The organism is Saccharothrix sp. S26 (assembly GCF_021390395.1).
Taxonomy (GTDB): Bacteria; Actinomycetota; Actinomycetes; order Mycobacteriales; family Pseudonocardiaceae; genus Actinosynnema.
On the sequence record NZ_JAJUWT010000015.1, the window covers coordinates 134,865 to 157,380 of the forward strand.

Sequence of the window (22,516 nt, forward strand, 5' to 3'; positions counted from 1 at the left end):
GTCCACTCCACCGACGACGTCTCCAGCCACGCGTCGCGACCACCGCGCCGTGCGGACCGGACACCGCGTTGCACCGGGGCACGCCCGCGACCCGCGGCCACGGCCGCTAGCAGAAGGTCGCCTCCGGCAGGTCGCCCGCCAGGTACGCGCCGGGCGGCACGCCCATCGTGGCGCGGAACTCGCGGCTCAGGTGCGCCTGGTCGTAGTAGCCCAGCTCGGCCGCCAGCCGCGCCCACCCGCCGCGCCCGCCCAGCGCCACCACCCGCCGCACCCGGTCCACCCGCGCGTACTGCTTGGGCGACAGGCCGACCGCCCGGGTGAACAACGTCCGCAGGTGCCGTTCGCTGACCGCCAGCGCGCGGGCCGTCTCCGCCACGCCGCGCGTGCGCAGCAGCCGTGCCGCCGCGTGCACCAGGTCCGACCGCGCCGGGTCGGTGGCCGCGACCCGCTTCAGCAGCGCCGACCGCAACGCGGCCTCGTCGCCCACCGGGCGGCCCCACACCTCGTCCAGCGGCACGTGCCGGTCGACCAGCTCGTCCACCGGCACGTCCAGCACCGCCTGCGCCCGTCCCGGCGTCAACCGCACGACGGTCCGCCGCGCGCCGCCGCCGGTCGTGGTGGTGTAGCGGGCCCGGTCGCGCGGGCCGACCACGTACGCGCCTTCCGACGCCGTGCACAGCACCAGCGTGGTGGCCGTGTCCGGCGCGTGCACGAACGTCTCGCCCTCGAACCGCTGGACGCCGATGCCGGCCACCCACGGCCGCAGCTGTGCTTCCACGTCCGACCACAACCGCCGAAACGTCCAAGACCTTCCCGGTCCCGCGCGCCGAGACTCGTCCCATGTTGCTGATCACGGGTGCCACCGGCACCACCGGCCGCGAAGTCGTCCGCCTCCTGACCGACCGCGGTGTCCCGTTCCGCGCCATGTCGCGCACGCCGACCGGCGACCAGGTGCACGGCGACCACACCGACCCCGCCTCCCTCGACCGGGCCGCGGAGGGCGTGGACGCGGTGTTCCTGCTCGGTCCGGGCACGGCCGACCTGCCCGCCTACGACCTGGCCGTGCTGGACGCGGCGAAGCGCGCGGGCGTGCCGAAGGTGGTGAAGCTGTCCTCGATCCCGGTCGGCCCGGTCGCCGAGTGGCACCGGCCCGGCGAGGAGGCGTCACGCGCGTTCCCGGCGTGGACGTTGTTGCGCGCGAGCCTGTTCGCCACGAACTCGTTGCAGTGGGCCCCGCTCATCGCCGCCGGCGAGCCGATCCCGAACCCGATGGGCACGACGAGGCTCGGCGTGGTGGACCCGCGCGACCTGGCCGAGGTCGCGGTGCGCGCGCTGCTCGACGACCACCACGGCCGCACCTACACCCTCACCGGGCCGCACCTGCTGAACGTGTCCGAGCAGGTGGCCGTGCTGTCGGACGTCCTGGGCCGCGAGCTGTCCACTGTGGACGTGCCACTGGACGTGCTGCCGCCCGAGTACGCGGAGGGCGTGCGGGCGGTGCGCAGCGGCGGCGGTTCGCTGCTGTCCGACGACGTGGCCAGGGTGCTGGGACGGCCGGCGCGCGACTACGCCACCTGGGCGCGCGAGAACTTCCCGAGGGCCTGACTCAGCCCGACGCGCCGAGGCGGCGGATGCCCTCGCGGGCGATGTCGGTGCGCGAGCGCACGCCGAGCTTGGCCAGCACGTGCGACACGTGCGTGGCCACCGTGCGACCGGACAGGAACAGGCGTTCGCCGATCTGCCGGTTCGACAGCCCGGCCACGACCAGCTCGGTGACCTTGAGCTCCGTCGGCGTCAGGCTCTCCCAGCCGTGCGTGGCCCGCCGGTGCTTGGCGTGCGGGCCGCGCCGGATGCCGTGCACGCGCAGCCGGGCCAGCAGGCGGGTCGAGTCCCAGTCCGCGCCGAGCTCGGCGTGCACGTCCACCGCGTGGCTCAACGCCGCCCGCGCCGACGTCCGGTCACCCGCCGACGCGAACAGCTCCGCCGCCGACGCCAGCGCCTTGGCCCGGAACAGCGGCCGTCCCGCCACCCGGTACTGCTCGGCCGCGTGCAGCGCACCGACCGGGTCGGCCGCCACCAGCGCCCGGCAGTAGGCGGCGGACGCGCGCCGGTGCGGCACGTCCGACTCCGCCGCCAACGCGTCGGCGTGCGCGACCGCGTCGGCCGCGTCCTCGCCCAGCTCCACGGCCAGCCGCACGAAGTCGGGCAGCAGGTCTTCCGCGCAGTCCCACCCGGCGAGCACCGACCACGCCTCGCGCACGTGCCCGGCCTGCTCCAGCGACAGGCTCACGGCGAGCGCGAGCGGGCCGATCACGTGCCCCTCCAACCCCGTGCCCGCCGCGTCGAGGTGCTGCCGCGCGCCCGTCGCGTCACCGCGGTGCAGGTGGATCAACGCCGCCACGCCGTGGTCGCAGCGCGACACCATCGGGTGCTTCAGGTCGTCGGCCAGCAGGTCGACGTCGACCAGCGCCTCGTCCCACCGGCCGGCGTCGAGCAGCAGTTGGCCCAACGCGCTCTGCGCCTGCGCCAGCCGCACCAGGTTGCCGACCTGGTCGGCGGCGTGCCGCACCACCTGCGCCGACGCGATCGCCTCCGCACCGCGGTCGAGCTCGCCCAGCGTCACGGCCTGGTTGATCTGCAACAGCAGCCGCAGGTCCGACGTCGCCGGCTCGCCCATGGCCACCGCCAGCGCCCGGTCGAACAGCGGCAGCGCCTCCGCCATCCGGCCCCTTGCCATCGCCACGATCGTGCGCACGTGCAGCGCCCAGCTCGTGGCCCACCGGTCGCCGTCCACCAGCGCGGCCCGCGCGAGCCGTTCGGCGTCGTCCAGCTCGCCCACGTCCCAGTGCGCACGGGCGGCCAGCACGAGCAGCCGCGCCCGGTCGGCCGGAATGAGGTCGGGCGCGGCGAGCGCGCGTCGCACCTCCACCAGCGTCTGGGCCGAACGGCCCGTCATGCTGCGGCACTGCGCCAACGTCCAGTGCAGGTCGACGAGCGTGCCGTGCTCCAGCCCGGCCAGCGCGACGGCCTCCGCGCCGTGGTGGTCGCCCAGCCGGAACCTCGCCTCGGCCAGGTGCGCGAGCAGCACCCCGCGCCGCGCGCCGGCGTCCGGCGAGACCACCACCCGGCCGAACAGGTCCACGGCGGCCTCGGGCGCGTGCGCGACGAGCACCGAACCGTGCCGGACGAGCCACTCCGCGACCCAGTCGGGCATCCGGTCGTCGGACGCGAGCAACTGCCGCGTCACCCGGTCCACGCCCGCGCCCGTGTCGGCCAGCGCCCGCGCCGCCTCGGCGTGCCACGCGCCCCGGGCCGCCTCGGGCACCTCGTCGTACAACGCGGTGCGCACCAGCGGGTGCCGGAACGACAGGCCGGCCGTGCCGTCCACCAGCACGCCCGCCACGGTCGCCTCCTGCAACGCGGGCAGCAGCTCCACCACGCGCAGGCCGAGCACGGCGGCCAGGTCGGCGACCGGGAAGTCCACGCCGAGCAGCGCGGCGGCCACGAGCACCCGCCGCACGTCCGCGCCGAGGAACCCGATCCGGTCCGCGATCGCCGCCGACAGCGACGGCGGCACGCCCGAGTCGACCAACCGGGCCACGCCGCCGTCGACCTCGACCGCCGAGCCGCGCACCAGCGCCTCGACCAGCTCCACCAGGTAGAGCGGGTTGCCGCCGGCGTCCTCGGCCAGCCGCGCCAACGCCTCGTCGGGCGTGCCGCCGACCAACTGCCCGGTCAGCTCCACCACGGCGTCCGGGGCCAGGCGGGGCAGCGGCAGGCGGGGCACGCCCTTGCGCAACGCGACCAAGTCCTCCCGGCGGGGCAGCGGTCGCAGCACACCGATCAGCAGCAAGGGCAGTTGCGGCACCAGGCCCGCCAGCCGCCTCCACACCGCGACGCTCGCCTCGTCGGCCCACTGCAGGTCGTCCAGCGCCAGCACCACCGGGCCGATCGCGCACAGGTCGTCCACGCGCGCCACCACGCGTTCGGCGGTGACCGCCGCGCTCTCCGACCGGGCCACCGCCAGCGCGTCCAGCAGGGGTAACAGCGGCAGCGGTCGGCCCAGCTCGTCACCCGCGCCGCGGCACACCCGGAAGCCGCGGGCCGTCGCCGCGTCGCACGCCGCCCGGACCAGCGCCGTCTTGCCGATGCCGGACTCGCCCTCGACGAGCAGCGCGCCGCCCCGCCCCCGCGCCAGGTCGTCCACCAGCGCCAAGAGGCGGCCCAGCTCGCGCTCGCGCCCGGCGAGACGCAGTGTGACGGCGCGCACACCCAGAGAATACGGCGCAATCGCCGCGTTAACAAGACGTTACATTTTTTACCGATTAACCTGCCTGCCGCACTTTTTGCAGTTTGTTCACGCCGATTACGCTGCACACCGCCCCGGCGACTGCCACGGTTATCGCCGGAATTCCCGACCCCCGTCGACTGGAGAACGCATGCGAATCGGACGAGCGCTCATCGCCGCCCTGGTGGTCACCGTCTTCACCACCGCCGCCGGAGTGGCTGCCAGCCCGTTCGGCGGAATGCCCTACAACTGACCGGCGATATTCCATTCGGGCGGGCCACATTCCACCCGGGTGGGCCGAACAGCCGCGAATAGGGGTCGCCCGGACAACGGAGTCCGGCGCACCCGGCGGCCGACCCCGCACATTCGCCCTTCTTCCGCCCTGGACGTGGTCGCTACGCTGCGGAAGCGTGGCACCGGCCCCGACCCGAGGCGCCGCGCGCGTGGTGCGCTGCGGCGCGGTCGGCCTGTCCACCGGGCTGCTGGCCGTGCTCGCCCACGCGACCGGAGGCGGCCACCTGCCGTCCCTGCCGCACGTGCTGGTGTTCGCGCTGGCCATCGCCTGGACGTGCGTGCCGCTGACCGACCGGCAGCTCGGGTTCGGTGAACTGCTCGGCCTGATCGGCGTGGTGCAGGTCGCCGCGCACGTGTTCCTGGCCGTGCTGTCGCGGCACCCGCGCGACGTGCTGCCGTCACCGCCGGCGCTGCTGACCCACCTCGTGGCCACGGCGGTCGTCGTCGCCGCCCTGACGGGCTTCGAGCAGGCCGTGTTCCGGCTGGCCGCCGCCGTGGCGGCCGTGCTGCCGCGCCGGCTGAGCCCGCCGCCCGCGTTCGCGCCGCTGCGCATCCCGATCGCCGCCCACCCGCCGCAGCCCTTCTCCGAGGTGCTGCGCCGCCGCACGCTGCCCCGCCGAGGCCCGCCCCGCTCCTAGGTATGCGCACCTCCCCACCACCGCCCCACCCCCGGGACCGGTGGCATCCCCCCATACCCAGGAGTTCCCGCCATGACCGAGTCCTGGCGCGGCCTCGTGCTGCGCTTCCACTTCTACGCGGGCGTGCTCGTCGGCCCGTTCGTGCTCATCGCCGCCCTCACCGGCGTGCTCTACGCCGCGACACCGCAACTGGAGTCGTGGCTGTACGCCGACCAGTTGCGCGTGCCGGGATCCACGTCGTCCGTGCCGTTGTCGGAGCAGGTGAAGGCCGCCGTGGCGACGCGGCCGGGTGACCAACTGGTCGCCATCCGCCCCGCGCCCGAACCCGGCGCGACCACCCGCGTGCTGTTCGCGAGCGACGGCGACGCGCGGCCGACCGTGTTCGTCAACCCCGCCGACGCGACCGTGGTCGGCGAGCTGATGACCTACGGCACCAGCGGCGTGCTGCCGTTGCGCACCACGATCGACCAGGTCCACCGCAACTTGCTGCTCGGCGAACCCGGCCGCCTCTACAGCGAGCTGGCCGCGTCCTGGCTGTGGGTGGTGGCGTTGGGCGGCGTGGTGCTGTGGTTCAGCCGCCGCCGCGCGCAGCGCACCAGGCCGACCACCCGCGCGCACGCCACGATCGGCCTGTCCGTGCTGGTCGCCGCGCTGTTCCTGTCCGCGACCGGGCTGACGTGGTCGGCCTACGCCGGTGAGAACGTCGCCGACCTGCGCAAGGCGTTGAACTGGACCACGCCGGCGCTGGAGGGCGGCGGCGACCACGCCGGGCACGACATGTCCGACCCCATCCCGGTGATGCCGGGCGAGGTGGACTCCGTGCTGGCCCACGCCCGGTCGGCGGGCATCGACGCCGGGCTGATCGAGATCACCGTGCCGCCGATGGCCGGCATGGCGTGGAACGTCACCGAGATCGACCGCTCCTGGCCGACCCAGGTCGACGCCGTCGCCATCGCCGGTGGTGAGGTGGTGGACCAGGTGCGGTTCGCCGACTACCCGCTCGCGGCCAAGCTGACCCGGTGGGGCATCGACCTGCACATGGGCGTGCTGTTCGGGTGGCCCAACCAGCTCCTGCTGCTGGTGTTCGGCCTCGGCCTGGTCGCGCTGGTGGTGCTCGGCTACCGGATCTGGTGGCTGCGCCGGCCGACCACGGGCTTCGGCAGGCCGGTGCCGCGCGGGCAGTGGCGCAAGGTGCCGCGGGCGCAGTTCGTGGCCGTGCTGGTGGTGGCCGCGGCGGTCGGCTGGTTCATCCCGTTGTTCGGGCTGAGCTTGGTGGCGTTCCTGGTGGTCGACGCGGTGGTGGGGGCGCGTGCTCGGCGTCGTCGCAGCGGTGAGGCGGCTCCGGAGTCCACGCCGGTCGCCGGGTGAGCCGGTAGGCGGCGGGGCGGCCGAGCCCTCGGTCCGGCCGTCCCGTTCGCCGTTGCGGGCAAGGGGTTCCGGCCGGGCGCGCTCCCGGCCGGAACCGGACGACGCGGTCGTTTCACCACCGTGAACGTTGTTGACGGGTGTGGTCCAGACCACACAGACTCGGTGGCATGGTTGGGAAATCGCTCTTCACCGCCGCGTTGCTGGCGGTCGGCTTGGTGGTGGTGCCGTCGCCGTCCTCGGCGGCGCCGGCCACGTTCACCCACCCCGGGGTGTTGGTGAGCAAGGGGCAGCTCGACTTCGTGCGGGCCAAGGTGAACGCGGGCGCGCAGCCGTGGCGCGGTGCGTACGACCAGATGATGGCGCACCCGTTCGCCTCGCTGTCACGCGTGCCGAAACCCCGTGCGGTGGTGGAGTGCGGGTCGTACTCCAACCCCAACTACGGGTGCACGGACGAGCGCGAGGACGCGTTGGCCGCGTACACGCTGTCGTTGGCGTGGTACGTGACGCGGGACGACCGTTACGCGGCCAAGGCGATCGAGATCATGGACGCGTGGTCGGCCACGATCCGCGACCACACCAACAGCAACGCGCCGTTGCAGACCGCGTGGGCGGGCTCGACGTGGCCGCGTGCGGCGGAGATCATCAAGCACGTGCGCGGGAACTGGCCGAACGCGGGCCGGTTCGCGACCATGCTTCGGGAGGTCTACCTGCCGGAGATCGTCAACGGGCGTGCGGCGACGAACGGCAACTGGGAACTGTCCATGATGGAGGCGACGCTGGGGATCTCGGTGTTCTTGGAGGACCGGGCGGTGTACGACAAGGCCGTGTCGATCTTCCGGACCCGGATGCCCGCGTACGTGTACCTGACCACGGACGGCGCCCTGCCGCGCACGCCGCCGGGCAGCGGCATCGACACGCGGGACGAGATCATCTCGTACTGGCACGGGCAGAGCACGTTCGTGAACGGGCTGTCGCAGGAGACGTGCCGCGACTTCACCCACACCGGCTACGGCCTGGCCGCCGCCGCGCACATCGCCGAGACCGCGCACCACCAGGGCCAGGACCTCTGGTCGGAGGTCCGCGAACGCCTCCGCCACGCCTACGGCCTGCACGCCCGCTACCAGCTGGAACCGATGCCGTCGTGGCTGTGCGGCGGCACGCGCACGCAGGCCCTCGGCCCCACCACCGAAGTCGCGTTCAACGCCCTCAACACCCGCCTGGGCATCGCCATGACCAACACCCAAACCCTGACCGAACGCCAACGCCCCGCCGGCACCGACCGCCTGTTCATCGCCTGGGAAACCCTGACCCACGCCACCAACCCCTCCTGACCCCCGCGCGAGTCCTACCTCCAGAACGCGAGAGTCCTACCTCCAGAACGCGAGAGTCCTACGTTCAGAACACCCGAATTCAACGCTCACGACGAACGGTCGGTGCACGAACGTTGAACTCGGGGGTTCTGAACGTAGGACACACGCGACGCGAACGTAGGACACACGCGTTCCGAACGTAGGACACGCGCGTTCCGAACGTAGGACTCACGCGGCGTGAAGGTAGGACTCACGGGGTGGTGAGGGAGGTGGTTTCGGAGTAGGTCGGGAGGTCGGTCGGGGTCGGGTGGCCGGAGCGGACGGCGTCGGCGGTGCGGACGGCGGCGGCCAGGGCGGCGCGGAACGGCAGCGAGCCCGTGCTCACGCGGCGCACGCCCAGCTCGCGGAGGGTGTCGAGGGGAAGAGACGGCAGTGTGTTCAGCGGCACGGGCAACGCGGACACGAGCGCGGCGATCTCGGCTTCCCGGTCCAGTCCCGGCACGAAGACGCCGTCCGCACCGGCGTCCACGTAGGTCCGGGCCCGGCGCAGGGTCGACGGCTGGTCGACCGACAGCCAGTGGGTGTCCACGCGGGCGTTGACGAACAGCCCCGGCGCGGCCTCCTTGAACGCCCGCACGATCGCCGCCTGCTCCGCCGGGTCCGCCAACCCCGCGTCACGGCCGTCCTCCACGTTCACCCCCGCCACGCCCAGCTCCCACAACTGCGCCGCCAACTCGCCCACGTCACCGCCGAACCCGGCCTCCACGTCCACCGTCACGGGCACGGGCAGCCGCACCAGCAGCCGCGCCAACGCCAGCGTCTCCGCCCGCGCCGCCCCCGCCGCGTCCGGCAGCCCGTGCGCCACCGCCACGCCGAGGCTCGTCGTGCCCACCGCCGTGAACCCGGCCCGCACGAACGCCGCCGCGGACGCGAAGTCCCACGCGTTCGGCAGCACGAGCAGCTCGTCGTGCAGCCGGTGGAACGCCCGCGAGCCTTCCACCAGCGCCAACGCGTGCGCCCGTCCCGGGCAGGCGTGCCGTCCCGCCCCGAACCACTGCTCACCCAGGTCCACTTCCACCACCGACCCGTCGGGCCCCACCCGCCGCGTCACGGGCACCGGCGGCTCCACCCCCGCGATCATCGCCCGGGTCGCCGCGCAAGCCTGCACCAGCACCCCGATCCGGGCGGCCGCCTCCTCGTCCCACGCCCCGCCGCACACCGCGACCAGCCGCGCCACCGCCGCGTCCGCCTCTGCCGTGACGGGGACGTGCGGCTGGTAGCAGGCAGCCACCACCGCCACGTCGGACGCGACCGTCCGGGGCAGCCCCATCGCCTCCGCCAGCACCGCCACCGGTTCACCGGCCCGCCGCAACGACGCGGGGCCCACCGCGCCAAGCACCCGTTCGGCCGACGCCCGCCGCCGCACGTGGTCCGCGCCCTCGCTGAACCGCGCCACCGACGCCCGCAACCAAGCCACCCCGGTCGACGCCGCGGGCACGGGCGGGACCACGTAAGACGAATCCGACAACACGCTCATGCCGCCAACGTAGGCCGCCGTCACTTCGGCCACCGCCGAACCGTCACGGGCGCACAATGGGCCCGTGGCAGCAGACGAACTGGCCGCCCTGGCCGCCTTGCTGGCCGACCGCAGTCGCGCCCGCTTCCTCCTCGCGCTCCTGGACGGCCGCGCGTGGACGTCGAGCGAGCTGGCGCAGGCCGCCGAAGTCGCGCCCTCCACGGCCAGCGAGCACCTGTCCCGCCTGGTCAAGGGCGGTCTGCTGGTGGAACGCAGGCAGGGCCGCCACCGCTACGTCCAACTGGCCGGCCCGAAGCAGGCGCGGCTGCTCGAAGACCTGCTCGCCTACCTGGGCCCCACCGACCAGCCGAAGCGCACGCTCCGCGCGTCCGCCGCCGACCAGGCGCTGCGCCGCGGCCGGACCTGCTACGACCACCTGGCCGGGCGCCTGGGCGTGGCCATCACCGACGCCATGACGACCCGCGGCCTGCTCACCGACGACCTCGCCGTCACCGACGACGGCGTCACGTGGCTGGAACGGGAGCTGGCGTTCACCCCGCCGACCACCCGCCGCCCGCTCTCCCGGGCGTGCCTGGACTGGACCGAACGCCGCTCGCACCTCGCGGGCACGGTCGGCGCGCACGTGTGCGCCCACCTGCACGAGCGCGGCTGGGTGCGCCGGGTCGGCACGGGCCGCGCGGTGCGCCTCACCCCGACCGGCGCGACGGCCCTGCACGACCTGCTCGGCGTGACGCCACCCGACTGATCACTCCCCTGTGGACAGTCGAACGGTCGCGCCGGGCGGCAGGTCGTGCAGCCCGCGGGCGATCGGCCCCCGGATCACCATGGCCTCCGCGGCGTCCTTCACCAGCAGGTTGTCGAAGCTCACCGCGCCGCCGAGCACGAACGGCCGCCGCGGCAGCAGGCGCTGGGCCGGCTCCAGCGGCCCGTGCTCGTCCTGCCACGCCTTGGCCAGCAGCGCCGTCGCTCGCTCATCCGGGTCGGCGAAGACCCACCGCGCCCACTGCTCCAACGACTCGCCGACCGGGGTGGCGCGGGCGTTCTCCGGGTCCCAGCTGACCACCGTCGCGCCGCGGTGGATCGCGTACTGCGTGCCGAGGACGTCCTGGCCGAAGCAGAAGTAGTCGTCGGCCAGCCCGCCGTAGGCGTGCTTCCACCGCTCGCCGGAGTTCCAGTCCGACAGCTCGGGACCGAGGCCGTCCGGTCCGACCCGGAACACCTGCAGGCCCGCGTCGAAGGCGAAGAAACCGTTGATCCGGGACAGCACCTCGCCGAGTTCGCGCAACGGCCCGCCGGGCACGCCGAAGTCCACCGCGACCCGCGGACCGAGGGGGCCTCTCGCGCGGTCGAGCAGATCGGACAACGCGGATTCGGTCATGACCCGCACCCTTCCGCAGTTATGGCGACGAATTCTAGCAGTCGATTCACGGTGTCGTGTCCGGCACGACGACGACGTTCACCTTCGCGTCCTCGGGCAATCCCCGCACCCCGTGGTTCCACCAGGAAGAACCGGAACCGCGGTTGTCGGAGGCGTCGATCGGCCGCACGCTCGCATAAGCCTCGTCCGGTGTGCCGGCATTGCGCTTCCCGCCCTCCCACATCCGCGCCGGCGGATATTCGTCCAGGTCACGCGGACGACCGTCCGGACCGGGCGTGTTGCGGTAGGGCACGCCGTGCTCCTGCCGGTATTCGCGCCGGAAATTGGCCAGCGATTCCTTGCGGCGGTTCTCCGCGCGTTGTTGTGCGTGCGGCGGTCGGTTGTCGACGGTCACCGTCTGCGGGTGTCCGGTGAGTTGCGCGTCCTGCACGTGCCGCGCCGATTCGGGATAGGTCTCGGCGTTGAGGTAGAGCGTGTAGCTGCCGTCCGGCTCCTGCACGCGCATCCAACTGCGGCCCGCGAATTCGATCGTGTCATCTGGCCGGCCGTCCGCGCCTTCGGGCGGCACGGCGTCGCCCACGGCGTCCGCGACTTGGGCGACCTTGGCCGCCGTCGCGCCCATGCCGGCGACGGGCACCGCGCCCAGGGCGGACCTCGCGGCCTCGCCGTACTCGCCCTCGGCGAGGTACCAGACCGCGTTGGCCAGGTCGGCGGTGTCGACGACGAGCCCGGCCACGTCCAGGGCCGTGTGGGCGTAGTGGCCGAATGCCAGCACCGGTTCCCGGTTCACCGGCGGCGGCGCGGCGCCGTCCCACCGCAACGCGGCCGCCTTGCGCATGATCATGTCCCGCAGGTGGTTGGCGATGGTGGTGGCGAAGTCGTGCCGCAGGTCGACGCCCGGGCCGAAACCCCTGATCATCACGGGGTTGGCCAGCAACGCGTAGACGACCTCGTTCTGGGTGATGTTGTCGACGATGGCGGTCTTGGCCGAGTGCAGCTCCTGCCGGTAGTGGTCGGCGCGGACCTGCAACCGCGCCATCCGCTGCCCGAGGCCGGCCAGCTCGGCCAGGTACTGGTCCACGCGCAGGCCCAGTTCCGCGCCACCGTCGTCCTGCCAAGCCGCGCACGCGCCGTCGCGCGCCCGGCCGGTCTCCTCGGCGGACGTCGTCACGGTGTCGACCGCGAGCTGCCACGCGTCGGCAAGCCGGGCCGCGGCCGCCTCGTCGTCCGGCGGCCACGAGTCGTAGATGGCCTTGACCGCGGTCCACAGGGGACTGGACGGCTCCGGTATGCCCATGTGTCGCGCCCCTCTCACCACCGCACAGCCGCCGCCGAGTCTGGGGCGGGGCCGGCGCGCGGTTCGCGGCCGTGACCGGAAGCGGCCGGCGGGAGCGGTGGCGCGGTCCGCGATCGGCACGCTGACCGCACCGCACGAGGGGACTGGAGGGCACGGTGGGCCACATCGAGGCGAGGCGGCGGACGGTCGAACTGGTCGAGGGGGTGAACCAGGCCCTGGCCGCGATGGAGGCGACGGCCTCGTCGGACGACGGGTTGGTCGACGTGACCGTCGGCCCCGGCGGCGAGCTGCGCGCGCTGCGCCTTGACCCCCGGCTCTACCGCAGGCCCGACGCCGCCGCGCTGGCCCGTGCCATCACGCGTGCCGCACGCGCCGCCGCAGAGGACGCGCGACAAGCGGCGTTCGACATGCTCGCGCCTCTGCTCCCAGCGGACGCGACGGCCGCCGACACCGACCTGGCGTTCGACCCGCTGCTGCACCACCTCGACCGCGCCGGTGGTGCGCGGTGAACGGCGTGCACATGAACCTGGTCGCGACCGCGACCGCGATGGACCGGTTCACGCAGGCGGGCACGACGTTCGCGAGCGAGTGGGCCGGCGCGCTCGACTCGATCCGGGAAGCCGCGGCCGAGCTGGGCAAGGGGCCGCTCGGCGCGGCGTTCGCAGGCATGTACCGGGCCCCGGCGAACGCCACGGCCCAGCGCGCCACCGAGGCGGCGCAGGTGCCGCAGCGGCTCGGTGCCGCCGGGTTGGCGTGCGTGGAGGACTACCGGCGGGCCGACGAGGCGGCGGCCCGGGCCATGCCGACTCCTGGTCCCCGCCCGCGCTGAGACCCGCTCACCGGACGCGCCCGGCTAACGCGCCAGCCAGGTCGGCAGCCACGACGGGTTGCCCGCCGGCAGCACGTCGACCACGACGCAGGTGATGTTGTCCGGTCCGCCGCCCGCGTTGGCCGCGTCGATCAACGCCCGCACGGTCTCGTCACCGTCGGCGGACGCGGTCAGCAGGCCGGCGATCTCCGGTGCGCCCACCACGTCGGACAGCCCGTCCGAGCAGATCAGGTACCGGTCGCCCGCCTCGACGTCGGCGAAGAACAGGTCCGGGTCGTGCGCGCTGCCCGCCTGCAACGCGCGCATGAGCATGGACCGGCCGGGGTGCTCGGCGGCCTGCTCGGCGGCCATCCGCCCGTCGTCCACCAGCGCCTGCACCATGGTGTGGTCGCGGGTGATCTGGCTCAGCTCGCCCTCGCGGACGCGGTAGCAGCGCGAGTCGCCGATGTGCCCGACCGCGAACCGCTCGCCGTCCCACAGCAGCGCGGTGAGCGTGGTGCCCATGCCGCGCATGTCGAAGTTCTCCTCGGCCAGGTCGGTCAGCCGCACGGCGATCTCCCGCGCCGCGCCGGCCAGCTCGCCGAGGGGGTCGTCGGCCTCGACGTCGAGGTCGGCCAGCACCGCCACCGCGATCGAACTCGCCACTTCGCCGTACGCGTGCCCGCCCATGCCGTCGGCGACGGCGAACAGGCGTTCGCTGAAGTACACGGAGTCCTCGTTCGCTTCACGGCGCAAGCCGGGGTCGGTGCCGACGGCGTACCGGAGCGCATACATGCCGCACAGTGAATCACCCGCACGAGTGCCCGTGAGCAGGGCATGTCTCATCCGGTCAGCGCGGACGGCCGTAGAACTCGCTCAGCAGGAGCATCGCCGCGCCCGCCGCGACCACGTCATCACCCAGGGGGGTGATCGACACGTCGACCGGCAGCCACTCGTCCTTGGGCAGCCTGGCGCGCACGCCGTCGAGGTAGGCGGCGGGTTCGGCGAGCACCGCGCGACCGGCCAGCACGACGTGGTCGATGTCCAGCAACTGCACCAGGTCGGCCACGGCCACGCCCACGATGTCCGTCGCCTCGACCAGGTCGCCCCGGGCGGCGGCGAGGTTGTGCAGGGCCTCTATGCACCCGTTGCGCCCGCACACGCACGGCGGACCGTCCAGCTGGAGGGTGGTGTGGCCGTACTCGCCCGCGTTCGTGCGCACGCCCCGGTGCACGCGGCCGTCGAGCAGCATCCCGATGCCCAGGCCCGTGCCGACGAGCACGAGCACCGCGTCGCGCAGCTCCTCGCCGCGCCGCCACGCCTCGGCCACGACCGCCGTGTTGGTGTCCTTGTCGAGCACGACGGGCAGGCCGAGCCGTTGTTCGGCCAACGCGCGCAGCGGCACGTCGTGCCACGCGGTCAGGCCGGTCGGGTAGTGCACCACGCCCGTGCGGTGGTCCAGCGGGCCGACGAAGCCGATGCCCACCCCGAGGAGGCGCTCGCTGCGGAGCCGTTCGCCGCGCAGGCCGTCGACCAGCCGGGTGAGCTCCTCGACGAACGTGGGCGGGTCGAAGTCGCGCGGCAGCGGCGCGACCGCGCGGTCCAGCACGGTGCCCGCGAGGTCGGTGAGCACGACCCGCAGCTCGTCGCGCTCGACCTGGGCGCCGAGGGCGAGCCGCGAGTCGGCGACGAGCTTGAGCAGGGTGCGCGGCTTGCCGACGCCGACGTTGCGGGTGCCCGACTCGACCAGCAGGCCATCGTCGATGAGCCTGCTGACCACCTTGGACACCGCCTGCGGCGTGAGCCCGCTGCGATCGGCCAGCTCGACCCTGGTCACCGCGCCGGACCGGGCCAGCCCGAGCACCACCGCGTCGTTGTACCCCCGCAGGAAGCGCAAGTTGGCCACGGACCCATCATCGCACCTGGCTTTTTACTACACGGCGTTGCTTTAATCGTGCCCATGTCTCTCCGCACCGGACTGCTCGGCTACGGCATCGCCGGCCGGGTGTTCCACGCACCGCTGATCGCGGCGACGCCCGGCCTGGAGCTCAGCGCCGTCCTCACCGCCGACCCGACCCGACGGGCCCACGCGCAGGCCACCTACCCGGGCGTGCGGCTGCCGCGCGCGGTGGAGGAGCTGTTCGCGCTCGACCTCGACGTGGTCGTGGTCGCCACCCCGAACCGCACGCACGTGCCGTTGGCGCTGGCGGCGATCGAGGCGGGCCTGGCCGTGGTGGTGGACAAGCCGTTCGCGCCCACGTCGGCCGACGCCCGCCGGGTGCTCCAGGCGGCGATGTACCGGGACGTGCCGGTGACCGTGTTCCAGAACCGGCGGTGGGACAGCGACTTCCGCACGATCCGCTCGCTGCTCGCCGAGGGCGCGCTGGGCACCGTGTCGCGGTTCGAGTCGCGGTTCGAGCGGTGGGTGCCGCGGGTGTGGGACAACTGGCGCGAGTTCGGCGCGCCGGAGGAGGCCGGCGGCCTGCTCTACGACCTGGGCGCGCACCTGGTCGACCAGGCGTTGGAGCTGTTCGGGCCGGTGGCGACGGTGTACGCGGAACTGGACCGGCGACGGCCGGGCGTCGAGGTGGACGACGACGTGTTCGTCGCGTTGACGCACGTGGACGGTGTGCGTTCACACCTCTGGGCGAGTTCCGCCGCGGCGCACCACGGGCCGCGGCTGCGCGTGCTGGGCTCGACCGGCGCGTACGTCTCGCACGGGCTGGACCGGCAGGAGGACGCCCTGGCGGCCGGCAAGCCGTTTGACGATTTGTCGACAAATGGTCGTCTGGGTTTGTTGGACGACGCCGAGGAGGTCGTGAACCTGCCCGGCGCGTACTCGGAGTTCTACCGGCTGCTGGTCGCCGCCCTCACCGACGGCGGGCCACTGCCCGTCGAGCCGGAGTCGGCCGTGCGCGCGCTGGAAGTGATCGAGGCGGCGTTCACCTCCGCCCGGACCGGACAGGTGGTGTCGCTGTGAGCTTGCTGGAGGCGTTGGCCGAGCAGGAGGCGCGGCTGGTGTTCACGTCGTTCGACAACGACGTGGCGCTGGCGCTGGGCGCGTTCCTGCTGGAGGCGGCGCGCGAGCGGTCGTTGCCGGTGACCATCTCGGTGCGGCGGGGGCAGCAGCGCCTGTTCCACGCGGCGCTGCCGGGCACGTCGGCGGACAACGACGAGTGGATCGACCGCAAGAGCCGCGTCGTGGACCGCTACGGGCAGAGCTCCTACCGGGTCGGCGAGAGCTTCCGCGCGAACGGCAGGACGTTCGAGGTGGACTCCCGGCTCGACCCCGACCGTTACGCGGCGCACGGCGGCGTGTTCCCGGTGACCGTGGCCGGCGTGGGCGTGGTGGGCACCGTCGGCGTGTCCGGCCTGCCCCAGGCAGAGGACCACGCGTTCGTCGTGGAGCAGGTGGAGAAGTTCCTGGCCACCACTTAGACCGCGGGCGCGCCGGCTGCCGCCCGGCCGCCGCGCCCTTCCCCACCCGACGGCCCGTCCTGCCCCCGGACGGGCCGTCGGGCGTCAGCGCGCCGACTCGACCCGCCCGCACCCGCCGATCCCCCTCCACTCGGCCCTGCCCCGAACCCGACCACCCGGCCACCACGCCGTGCCGCCGCCTGGACTGCGGACGCACCGACCGTCGCGCCGTGCCGCCGCCTGCACCACGCACGCACCGACCGTCGCGCCGTGTCACCGCCTGGACCGCGGACGCACCGGCCGTCGCGTCGTGTCGCCGCCGGTGACCCGCGCGAGCCGCCTGCCACCCGGCCACCACGCCGACCCACCGCCGGCGACCCGGCGCGTGCCGGTCACATTCGCCGCTCGCCGACCGTCACCGTGGTGACATCAGCGAAGTCCGGGAAGGACAGGTCCACGATGACCACCACCCAGCAGTCCCGTCTGCCCAACCCCGCCGTGCTCATCCCCGAGCTGGCGCAGATCGGCGGAGTCCTCTTCCAGGCCGTCGGCAACGGCTCGATCCCGCAGACCACCATCGGCCTCGTGCAGCTTCGCGCCGGGCAGATCGTCGGCAACACCTACCTGACCGCGCTGCACACCGGCAACCTGCGCCGGGCCGGCGAGGCGGAGGACCGGATCACCGCCGTCGCGTCCTGGCCGGACGCACCCCACTTCACCCCGGCCGAACGGGTCGCGCTGGCCCTCGTCGAAGCCGTCCTCACCCCCTCCTCGCACGGCGAACGCGTGCCGGACGAGCTGTACGCCGAAGCGTCCGCCCACTACGACGACAAGGCGCTCGCCACGCTCACCACGGCGATCGGCCAGGTGTGCTTCTTCATCCCCCTCGCCCTCATCGGCAAGCCGCTGCCCGGCGTCGCACCGGCGGCGCAGTGGCGCGACTGAGCCGCCGGGCGGTGAGGGCCGCCGATCGGCCCTCACCGCCCACCTCGGCGCCGGGGCGCCCCCGTCAGCAGAACACCTCGTTCACCAGCTCCTCGTACCCCGTGATCGGACCCGGGTCGGGCGCGGACGTCACGGACACCGTCAGGCGGGTCTTCGTGTCCGCCGTGCTCAGCATCAGGCTGGCGTAGCCGGGGATGCCGCCGCTGTGACCCCAGACCGTGACACCGCACGGCAACTGCTGCGCCTCGATGCCCAGGGCGTAACCCCCCGTGATCGGCAGGGTCGAGGTCAGCTCCGCCTGCTGCGCCGGCCGGAGCAGGCGACCGTCCAGCAGCGCGTCCACGAACCGGTCCAGGTCGGCCGTCGTGGAGATCATCTCGCCCGCCGCGTACGCGACCGACGGGTTCATCTCGGTGATGTCCACGACCCCGCCGGCCGCCCGGATGTACCCGTGGGCGTGCGGGCCCGCGATGTCGGCGCGCGTGCCCGGCACGGACGTCGAGCGCAGGCCCAACGGGCGCAGGACGCGCTGGGTCACGGCCGCCTCGTACGGCTTGCCGGTGACCTTCTCCACCAGCATCCCGGCCACGACGTAGTTCGTGTTCGAGTAGCTCCACCGGGTGCCGGGCTCGAAGTCCAGCGGCCGGGCCGTGGACAGGGCGACCAGCTCGGCGGGCGTCCACGTCCGGTACCGGATGGTCAGCAGGCCGTCCGGGTCCAGCGGCAGCGCGGACGTGTAGTTGTACAGCCCGCTGGTGTGCTGGAGCACCTGCCGGACGGTGATCCGGTCGCCCTGCGGCAGCAGGCCGGGCAGGTAGCGCTGCACCGGCGCGTCCAGCTCGACCTTCCCCTCGCCGACCAGTTGCAGCACGACGGTCGACACGAACGTCTTGGTGATGCTGCCGACCCGGAACCGGCCGTCGGTCGGCACCGGGCGCGGCGAGTCGACGCGCGCCGTGCCGCTGCGGGCGGTGAACTCGCGCCGCCCGTCGGTCACCCGCGCCTGCACGCCCTGCGCCCCCGTGCGCGCCATGTCGTCCAACGCCCGCTGCACGACCTGGCGGTCGACGCGGTCGGCCTGCTCGACCGACGGCTCGGCCACCGCCGTCCCGCCGACGGCCACGACGGCCAGCCCCACGACGGCCGCTAAGGCGATTCCCCTCTTGCCCAACAACGCGTTGCCTCCCTCTGCCACGTCGAGACCCCCTCGACGGGGTCGAGTCTGGCCGTCCGGCGGCGTGTGCGCGTCGGACCGTGGTCTGGGAGTGGGGTCAGACTTTAGGCTCATCACCCCCTAGTGGTCGGCGGGCTTCGGAACCGGTTCCGAAGGGTTTGCCACTAGTCCGTTCGAGTGACGACAATGGTCTAGACCTTGACCGTGAAGTGGTCTGAACCACATGGTGGCCTCAACCCTGCACTCCTTTCCTGACGAGGAGCACGATGTCCAAGATCCGATGGCATGTCACAGCGTTGTTCGTGGCGGTCGCCACGTTGGTGGTGGGGCTGGTCGTCGCACCCGCGGCCAGCGGTGCGGGCGGCGTCTCGGCCACCTTCAACAAGGGCTCGGACTGGGGCACCGGCTACGAGGGCAAGTACACGATCAAGAACGGCGGCACGTCCGCCCTGACGTCGTGGACGGTCGAGTTCGACCTGCCCGCCGGCCACAAGGTCAGCTCCCTGTGGGACGGCTCGTACACCACCAGCGGCCAGCACGTGACCGTGAAGAACACGTGGAACGGCAACGTGGGCGTGGGCGCGTCGGTGAGCTTCGGCTTCAACGTGACCTACTCCGGCGCGTTCGCCGGACCGGCCAACTGCAAGCTGAACGGCGCGTCGTGTGACGCCGGCGGGGTCGACCCGACGACGACCACGACCACCACCACGACCACTACGACGACGACCACCACCACGGACACGACGACGACCACGACGACCAGCAACCCGCCGGTCGGTTCGCGGAAGAACCTCGGCTACTTCACCCAGTGGGGCGTCTACGGCCGCCAGTACTTCGTGAAGAACATCCACACCTCCGGCTCGGCCGCGAAGCTGACGCACATCAACTACGCGTTCGGCAACGTGCAGAACGGCCAGTGCACCATCGGTGACGCCTACGCCGACTACGACATGGCCTACACCGCGGCGAACTCCGTCGACGGCGTGGCGGACACCTGGGACACCGGCGCCCTGCGCGGCTCGTTCAACCAGCTGCGCAAGCTGAAGAAGATGTACCCGCACATCAAGGTGCTGTGGTCGTTCGGCGGTTGGACCTGGTCCGGCGGCTTCGGCCAGGCGGCGCAGAACCCGGCCGCGTTCGCCGAGTCCTGCTACAAGCTGGTCGAGGACCCGCGCTGGGCGGACGTGTTCGACGGCATCGACATCGACTGGGAGTACCCGAACGCCTGCGGCCTGACCTGCGACACCAGCGGCTTCGGCTCGTTCAAGACGCTGTCGCAGGCGCTGCGCAACCGGTTCGGCGCCAACAACCTGGTCACGGCCGCCATCACGGCGGACGGGTCCAACGGCGGCAAGATCGACGCGGCCGACTACGGCGGCGCGGCGCAGTACCTCGACTGGTACAACGTCATGACCTACGACTACTTCGGCGCGTGGGCCGCCAAGGGCCCGACGGCCCCGCACTCGCCGCTGACGTCGTGGTCGGGCATCCCGACGCCCGGCTTCTACTCCGACGCGGCGATCCAAAAGCTGAAGGGCAAGGGCGTGCCCGCCGCCAAGCTGCTGCTGGGCATCGGCTTCTACGGCCGCGGCTGGACCGGCGTGACGCAGTCCGCGCCGGGCGGCACGGCGACCGGCGCGGCGCCGGGCACCTACGAGGCGGGCATCGAGGACTACAAGGTCCTCAAGACCAAGTGCCCGGCCACCGGCACCGTCGCGGGCACGGCGTACGCGCACTGCGGCAGCGAGTGGTGGAGCTACGACACCCCGGCCACCATCGGCGGCAAGATGGGCTACGCCAAGACCCAGGGCCTGGGCGGCGCGTTCTTCTGGGCGCTCGACGGTGACACCACCAACGGCGAGCTGATCACCGCGATCGGCAACGGCCTGAAGTAACACCCGGCACCACCCGAAGGGCCCTGCGGGCGTCTCCCCCGCAGGGCCCTGCGGGCGTCTCCCCCGCAGGGCCCTTCGCGCGTGTCCTACCTCCAGAACGCGTGTGTCCTACCTCCAGAACGCGAGAGTCCTACGTTCGGAACCCCCGAGTTCAACGCTCACGTCAGCGCCGCAACGCGACCCCGGCGACCGGCTGGGCGACCAGGCGGTCCTGAGCGTTGAATTCGGGGGTCCTGAACGTAGGACACACGCGTTCCGAAGGTAGGACACGCGCGTTCTGAACGTAGGACTCGCGCGGCGTGAACGTAGGACTCTCGCGGGGGTCAGACGGTCAGGCTCCACGAGGTGAGGGTGCCGGTGTCGGCGGAGTAGACGTCTCGCACGCGCAGCTGCCACGCGCCGTTGCGAGCCTCCGACGACACGTTCGCCGTGTACGTGGTGTCGATGTTGTCACCCGCGTCGTTGTCCGACGCCTTCAGCGGGTACGCCGTGCCGTCCGGCGCGACCAGGTCGATCACCAGGTCACCCCGGTAGGTGTGCACGATGTGCACCTCCACCTGCGACGACGCCGAGGCGTTGCCCTCGCAGCCGGCGATGGTGATGGTGCTGGTGACCGCCGGCCCGTTGTCCGGGATGGCCACGTCGGTGTCGTTGGTCTGCCGCGCGCAGCCGACCGGCGGGGTGCCGCCGCCGTACGGGTTGGCCGCCTTCTTCGCCGCGTACATCAGCATCGGCTTCGTCTTCGGCCAGAACGTCGACGCCTGGCACGAGTACGTCGGGAAGAACCCGGAGCACGTGCCCGACGACGGCCCGATCTCCCACACGAACGACGCCACGCCCAGGTCGTCGTACACCCAGTCGTCGGTCGCGCCGGCCGCGTTGTACAGCACCTCGCCCGGCTGCCCGTACTGCCACCCGCCGGCCATCGTCGCCATGTCCTTGGCCATCGCGCGCAACGGCGCGTCGTTGCCCGTCTTGTACGACGTCGTCCAGCCCCACGGGAACAGCACCAGGTTCGAGTAGCTGTGCATGGAGATCACGACACCGGTCGTGTCGGCGGGCGCGGCGTCGGTGACGCCGGTGCCGCGGCGGTCGCGGTAGAGGTTGCGCCACAACGCCTGCAACGCCTTGGTCTCCACCTCGGAGTTCGCCGAGGGCCCCTTGTAGGTCTGGTCGCACGGGTTGGACGACGTGCCCGCGCCGCCCCAGTGCGAGTCGGTGTTGCGGTTGAGGTCGATGCCGACCTGCGACGACGACGTGCCCGAGCAGTTCGACCCGTTCGTGGTGTTGGCGTTCTTGCGCTGGTAGCGCGGCGAGTTGCCGCCCTGCTGCACGATGTTCACGCCGTCGGGGTTGGCGATCGGCACCACCCACACCTCGGTGGTGTCCAGCAGCGCCGTGACCTCGGCGTCGACCCCGTAACCGCTGGTCAGGTGGTCGATCCACCGCCACGCCACGTCACCGGTGGTGACCTCGCGGGCGTGCAGCTGGCCCATCACGAAGAACCGGGGCTTGGGCGCGGACGTGGTCAGCGCGCAGTCGCCCGCGTTCTTCTTGGTGATGCAGATGGCCCGCAGGTCGTACCCGCCCGCGCCCTGGGTCTTGCGCCACGAGTCGCCGTAGTCGACCAGGGTCGTCAGGTTCGGGTACTGCTGCCCGACGAGGTCGAGGTGCGACCAGTGGGCGTTGATCGTGCGGTAGCCGCCGTAGTAGGTCTCGTTGACGTCGGCGGCGTCGAAGGTCGGCGACTGGGACTTCTTGGCGGGCGGCTGCCACTGCGGCGCGGGCAGCACCTCGTCGATCACGGCGGTGAACCCGGCCCGCGCGAGAGCGCCGCCGGTGGTCGCGTCGCCGAGCACGAACAGGTAGTCGCCGTCACGGTCCTCCAGCACGTCGAAGCCGCGCCCGAGCAGGTTCTGGGCGGCGGCGCCGAGCGGCGCGTGGACCTTGTAGACGTAGGTCGGTCCGGCTTGGACCGCGGCGACCTCGGGTGCGGGGCCGGCGGTTCCGGGGGTGCCCCCGGTGAGCACCGCGGCCGCCGCGACACCGGCTATGGCCAGCGTCAGCAGTGAGCGTCCGGTCGACTTCACGGTTGTTCCTCCTAGGCAGGGTTGAGCAGGAGGATGGGGGACGGACCGGCCGCTTGCACACCCGCCAACCGGTCGTT

20 protein-coding genes are annotated in these 22,516 nt (G+C 72.9%); 11 read left to right on the forward strand and 9 right to left on the reverse strand.

Annotation, left to right across the window (positions count from 1 at the left end; all coding sequences use genetic code 11):
- Positions 1-106: 106 nt before the first annotated feature.
- Positions 107-778, reverse strand: a complete 672-nt coding sequence (locus LZG04_RS42675; protein ID WP_233820695.1) for an AraC family transcriptional regulator — start codon at positions 776-778, stop codon at positions 107-109.
- Between the two features lie 62 nt (positions 779-840).
- Between LZG04_RS42675 and LZG04_RS24795 the strand changes: the two genes are divergently transcribed.
- Entirely contained in the window at positions 841-1,605 is a 765-nt protein-coding gene (locus LZG04_RS24795; RefSeq protein ID WP_233820697.1) for an NAD(P)H-binding protein, read from the forward strand.
- A gap of 1 nt (position 1,606) precedes the next feature.
- Here LZG04_RS24795 and LZG04_RS42680 read toward each other — a convergent pair whose 3' ends face one another.
- On the reverse strand, positions 1,607-4,270 hold the full coding sequence (locus LZG04_RS42680; protein WP_308199284.1) for an AAA family ATPase: 2,664 nt from the start codon (positions 4,268-4,270) through the stop codon (positions 1,607-1,609).
- 428 nt (positions 4,271-4,698) lie between these two features.
- Between LZG04_RS42680 and LZG04_RS24810 the strand changes: the two genes are divergently transcribed.
- The 3 genes from LZG04_RS24810 to LZG04_RS24820 all read left to right on the forward strand — a co-directional run bounded on the left by LZG04_RS24810 (position 4,699) and on the right by LZG04_RS24820 (position 7,919).
- A complete protein-coding gene (locus tag LZG04_RS24810; RefSeq protein WP_233820699.1) occupies positions 4,699-5,220 on the forward strand; it encodes a hypothetical protein in 522 nt (173 codons plus the stop codon).
- Between the two features lie 72 nt (positions 5,221-5,292).
- Positions 5,293-6,588: a PepSY domain-containing protein gene (locus LZG04_RS24815; protein ID WP_233820701.1), complete on the forward strand. Its 1,296-nt coding sequence runs from the start codon at positions 5,293-5,295 to the stop codon at positions 6,586-6,588.
- A gap of 167 nt (positions 6,589-6,755) precedes the next feature.
- Complete coding sequence (locus LZG04_RS24820; protein WP_233820703.1) at positions 6,756-7,919, forward strand: alginate lyase family protein; 1,164 nt, start codon at positions 6,756-6,758, stop codon at positions 7,917-7,919.
- A 229-nt stretch (positions 7,920-8,148) separates the two neighbouring features.
- Here the strand turns inward: LZG04_RS24820 and LZG04_RS24825 are convergent, their stop codons facing one another.
- Positions 8,149-9,435 (reverse strand): isocitrate lyase/phosphoenolpyruvate mutase family protein, encoded by a 1,287-nt coding sequence (locus LZG04_RS24825; protein ID WP_233820705.1) that lies wholly within the window; start codon positions 9,433-9,435, stop codon positions 8,149-8,151.
- 64 nt (positions 9,436-9,499) lie between these two features.
- Here LZG04_RS24825 and LZG04_RS24830 point away from each other — a divergent pair, with 64 nt between their 5' ends.
- A complete protein-coding gene (locus LZG04_RS24830; protein ID WP_233820707.1) occupies positions 9,500-10,180 on the forward strand; it encodes a helix-turn-helix transcriptional regulator in 681 nt (226 codons plus the stop codon).
- Here the strand turns inward: LZG04_RS24830 and LZG04_RS24835 are convergent, their stop codons facing one another.
- Entirely contained in the window at positions 10,181-10,813 is a 633-nt protein-coding gene (locus LZG04_RS24835; RefSeq protein ID WP_233820716.1) for an SMI1/KNR4 family protein, read from the reverse strand. It abuts the gene before it with no gap.
- A 46-nt stretch (positions 10,814-10,859) separates the two neighbouring features.
- Positions 10,860-12,110 (reverse strand): hypothetical protein, encoded by a 1,251-nt coding sequence (locus tag LZG04_RS24840; protein ID WP_233820718.1) that lies wholly within the window; start codon positions 12,108-12,110, stop codon positions 10,860-10,862.
- A 155-nt stretch (positions 12,111-12,265) separates the two neighbouring features.
- Here LZG04_RS24840 and LZG04_RS24845 point away from each other — a divergent pair, with 155 nt between their 5' ends.
- Positions 12,266-12,619: a YbaB/EbfC family nucleoid-associated protein gene (locus tag LZG04_RS24845; protein ID WP_233820720.1), complete on the forward strand. Its 354-nt coding sequence runs from the start codon at positions 12,266-12,268 to the stop codon at positions 12,617-12,619.
- Positions 12,616-12,939, forward strand: a complete 324-nt coding sequence (locus LZG04_RS24850) for a hypothetical protein (RefSeq protein ID WP_233820722.1) — start codon at positions 12,616-12,618, stop codon at positions 12,937-12,939. Before LZG04_RS24845 ends, LZG04_RS24850 begins: the two co-directional genes overlap by 4 nt.
- Before the next feature lie 24 nt (positions 12,940-12,963).
- On the opposite strand, the gene LZG04_RS24855 is transcribed toward LZG04_RS24850, so the two are convergent.
- Together LZG04_RS24855 and LZG04_RS24860 are read right to left on the reverse strand one after the other, a co-directional pair.
- Positions 12,964-13,713, reverse strand: coding sequence for a PP2C family serine/threonine-protein phosphatase (locus LZG04_RS24855; RefSeq protein WP_233820724.1), 750 nt, complete (start codon positions 13,711-13,713; stop codon positions 12,964-12,966).
- Positions 13,714-13,768: 55 nt separating this feature from the next.
- On the reverse strand, positions 13,769-14,824 hold the full coding sequence (locus LZG04_RS24860) for an ROK family transcriptional regulator (RefSeq protein WP_233820726.1): 1,056 nt from the start codon (positions 14,822-14,824) through the stop codon (positions 13,769-13,771).
- A gap of 54 nt (positions 14,825-14,878) precedes the next feature.
- Here LZG04_RS24860 and LZG04_RS24865 point away from each other — a divergent pair, with 54 nt between their 5' ends.
- The 3 genes from LZG04_RS24865 to LZG04_RS24875 all read left to right on the forward strand — a co-directional run bounded on the left by LZG04_RS24865 (position 14,879) and on the right by LZG04_RS24875 (position 17,280).
- The gene (locus LZG04_RS24865; RefSeq protein WP_233820728.1) at positions 14,879-15,898 is read left to right on the forward strand and encodes a Gfo/Idh/MocA family oxidoreductase; all 1,020 of its coding nucleotides are present in this window, start codon (positions 14,879-14,881) and stop codon (positions 15,896-15,898) included.
- The gene (locus LZG04_RS24870; RefSeq protein ID WP_233820730.1) at positions 15,895-16,356 is read left to right on the forward strand and encodes a heme-degrading domain-containing protein; all 462 of its coding nucleotides are present in this window, start codon (positions 15,895-15,897) and stop codon (positions 16,354-16,356) included. Before LZG04_RS24865 ends, LZG04_RS24870 begins: the two co-directional genes overlap by 4 nt.
- Before the next feature lie 438 nt (positions 16,357-16,794).
- Positions 16,795-17,280, forward strand: a complete 486-nt coding sequence (locus LZG04_RS24875) for a carboxymuconolactone decarboxylase family protein (RefSeq protein WP_233820732.1) — start codon at positions 16,795-16,797, stop codon at positions 17,278-17,280.
- Between the two features lie 64 nt (positions 17,281-17,344).
- Here the strand turns inward: LZG04_RS24875 and LZG04_RS24880 are convergent, their stop codons facing one another.
- Positions 17,345-18,475: a serine hydrolase gene (locus LZG04_RS24880; protein WP_233820734.1), complete on the reverse strand. Its 1,131-nt coding sequence runs from the start codon at positions 18,473-18,475 to the stop codon at positions 17,345-17,347.
- A 245-nt stretch (positions 18,476-18,720) separates the two neighbouring features.
- On the opposite strand from LZG04_RS24880, the gene LZG04_RS24885 reads away from it, so the two are divergent.
- Positions 18,721-20,349: a glycosyl hydrolase family 18 protein gene (locus LZG04_RS24885; RefSeq protein ID WP_233820736.1), complete on the forward strand. Its 1,629-nt coding sequence runs from the start codon at positions 18,721-18,723 to the stop codon at positions 20,347-20,349.
- Positions 20,350-20,672: 323 nt separating this feature from the next.
- Here the strand turns inward: LZG04_RS24885 and LZG04_RS24890 are convergent, their stop codons facing one another.
- The gene (locus LZG04_RS24890; RefSeq protein ID WP_233820739.1) at positions 20,673-22,439 is read right to left on the reverse strand and encodes a M14 family zinc carboxypeptidase; all 1,767 of its coding nucleotides are present in this window, start codon (positions 22,437-22,439) and stop codon (positions 20,673-20,675) included.
- Between the last annotated feature and the right edge of the window lie 77 nt (positions 22,440-22,516).

Coding starts and splice junctions, on each gene's coding strand:
- LZG04_RS24865 (WP_233820728.1), top strand. CDS start 14,879: ATGTCTCTCCGCACCGGACTGCTCGGCTACGGCATCGCCGGCCGGGTG.
- LZG04_RS24815 (WP_233820701.1), top strand. CDS start 5,293: ATGACCGAGTCCTGGCGCGGCCTCGTGCTGCGCTTCCACTTCTACGCG.
- LZG04_RS24820 (WP_233820703.1), top strand. CDS start 6,756: ATGGTTGGGAAATCGCTCTTCACCGCCGCGTTGCTGGCGGTCGGCTTG.
- LZG04_RS24840 (WP_233820718.1), bottom strand. CDS start 12,110: ATGGGCATACCGGAGCCGTCCAGTCCCCTGTGGACCGCGGTCAAGGCC.
- LZG04_RS24855 (WP_233820724.1), bottom strand. CDS start 13,713: ATGTATGCGCTCCGGTACGCCGTCGGCACCGACCCCGGCTTGCGCCGT.
- LZG04_RS24795 (WP_233820697.1), top strand. CDS start 841: ATGTTGCTGATCACGGGTGCCACCGGCACCACCGGCCGCGAAGTCGTC.
- LZG04_RS24885 (WP_233820736.1), top strand. CDS start 18,721: ATGTCCAAGATCCGATGGCATGTCACAGCGTTGTTCGTGGCGGTCGCC.
- LZG04_RS24825 (WP_233820705.1), bottom strand. CDS start 9,435: ATGAGCGTGTTGTCGGATTCGTCTTACGTGGTCCCGCCCGTGCCCGCG.
- LZG04_RS24835 (WP_233820716.1), bottom strand. CDS start 10,813: ATGACCGAATCCGCGTTGTCCGATCTGCTCGACCGCGCGAGAGGCCCC.
- LZG04_RS24875 (WP_233820732.1), top strand. CDS start 16,795: ATGACCACCACCCAGCAGTCCCGTCTGCCCAACCCCGCCGTGCTCATC.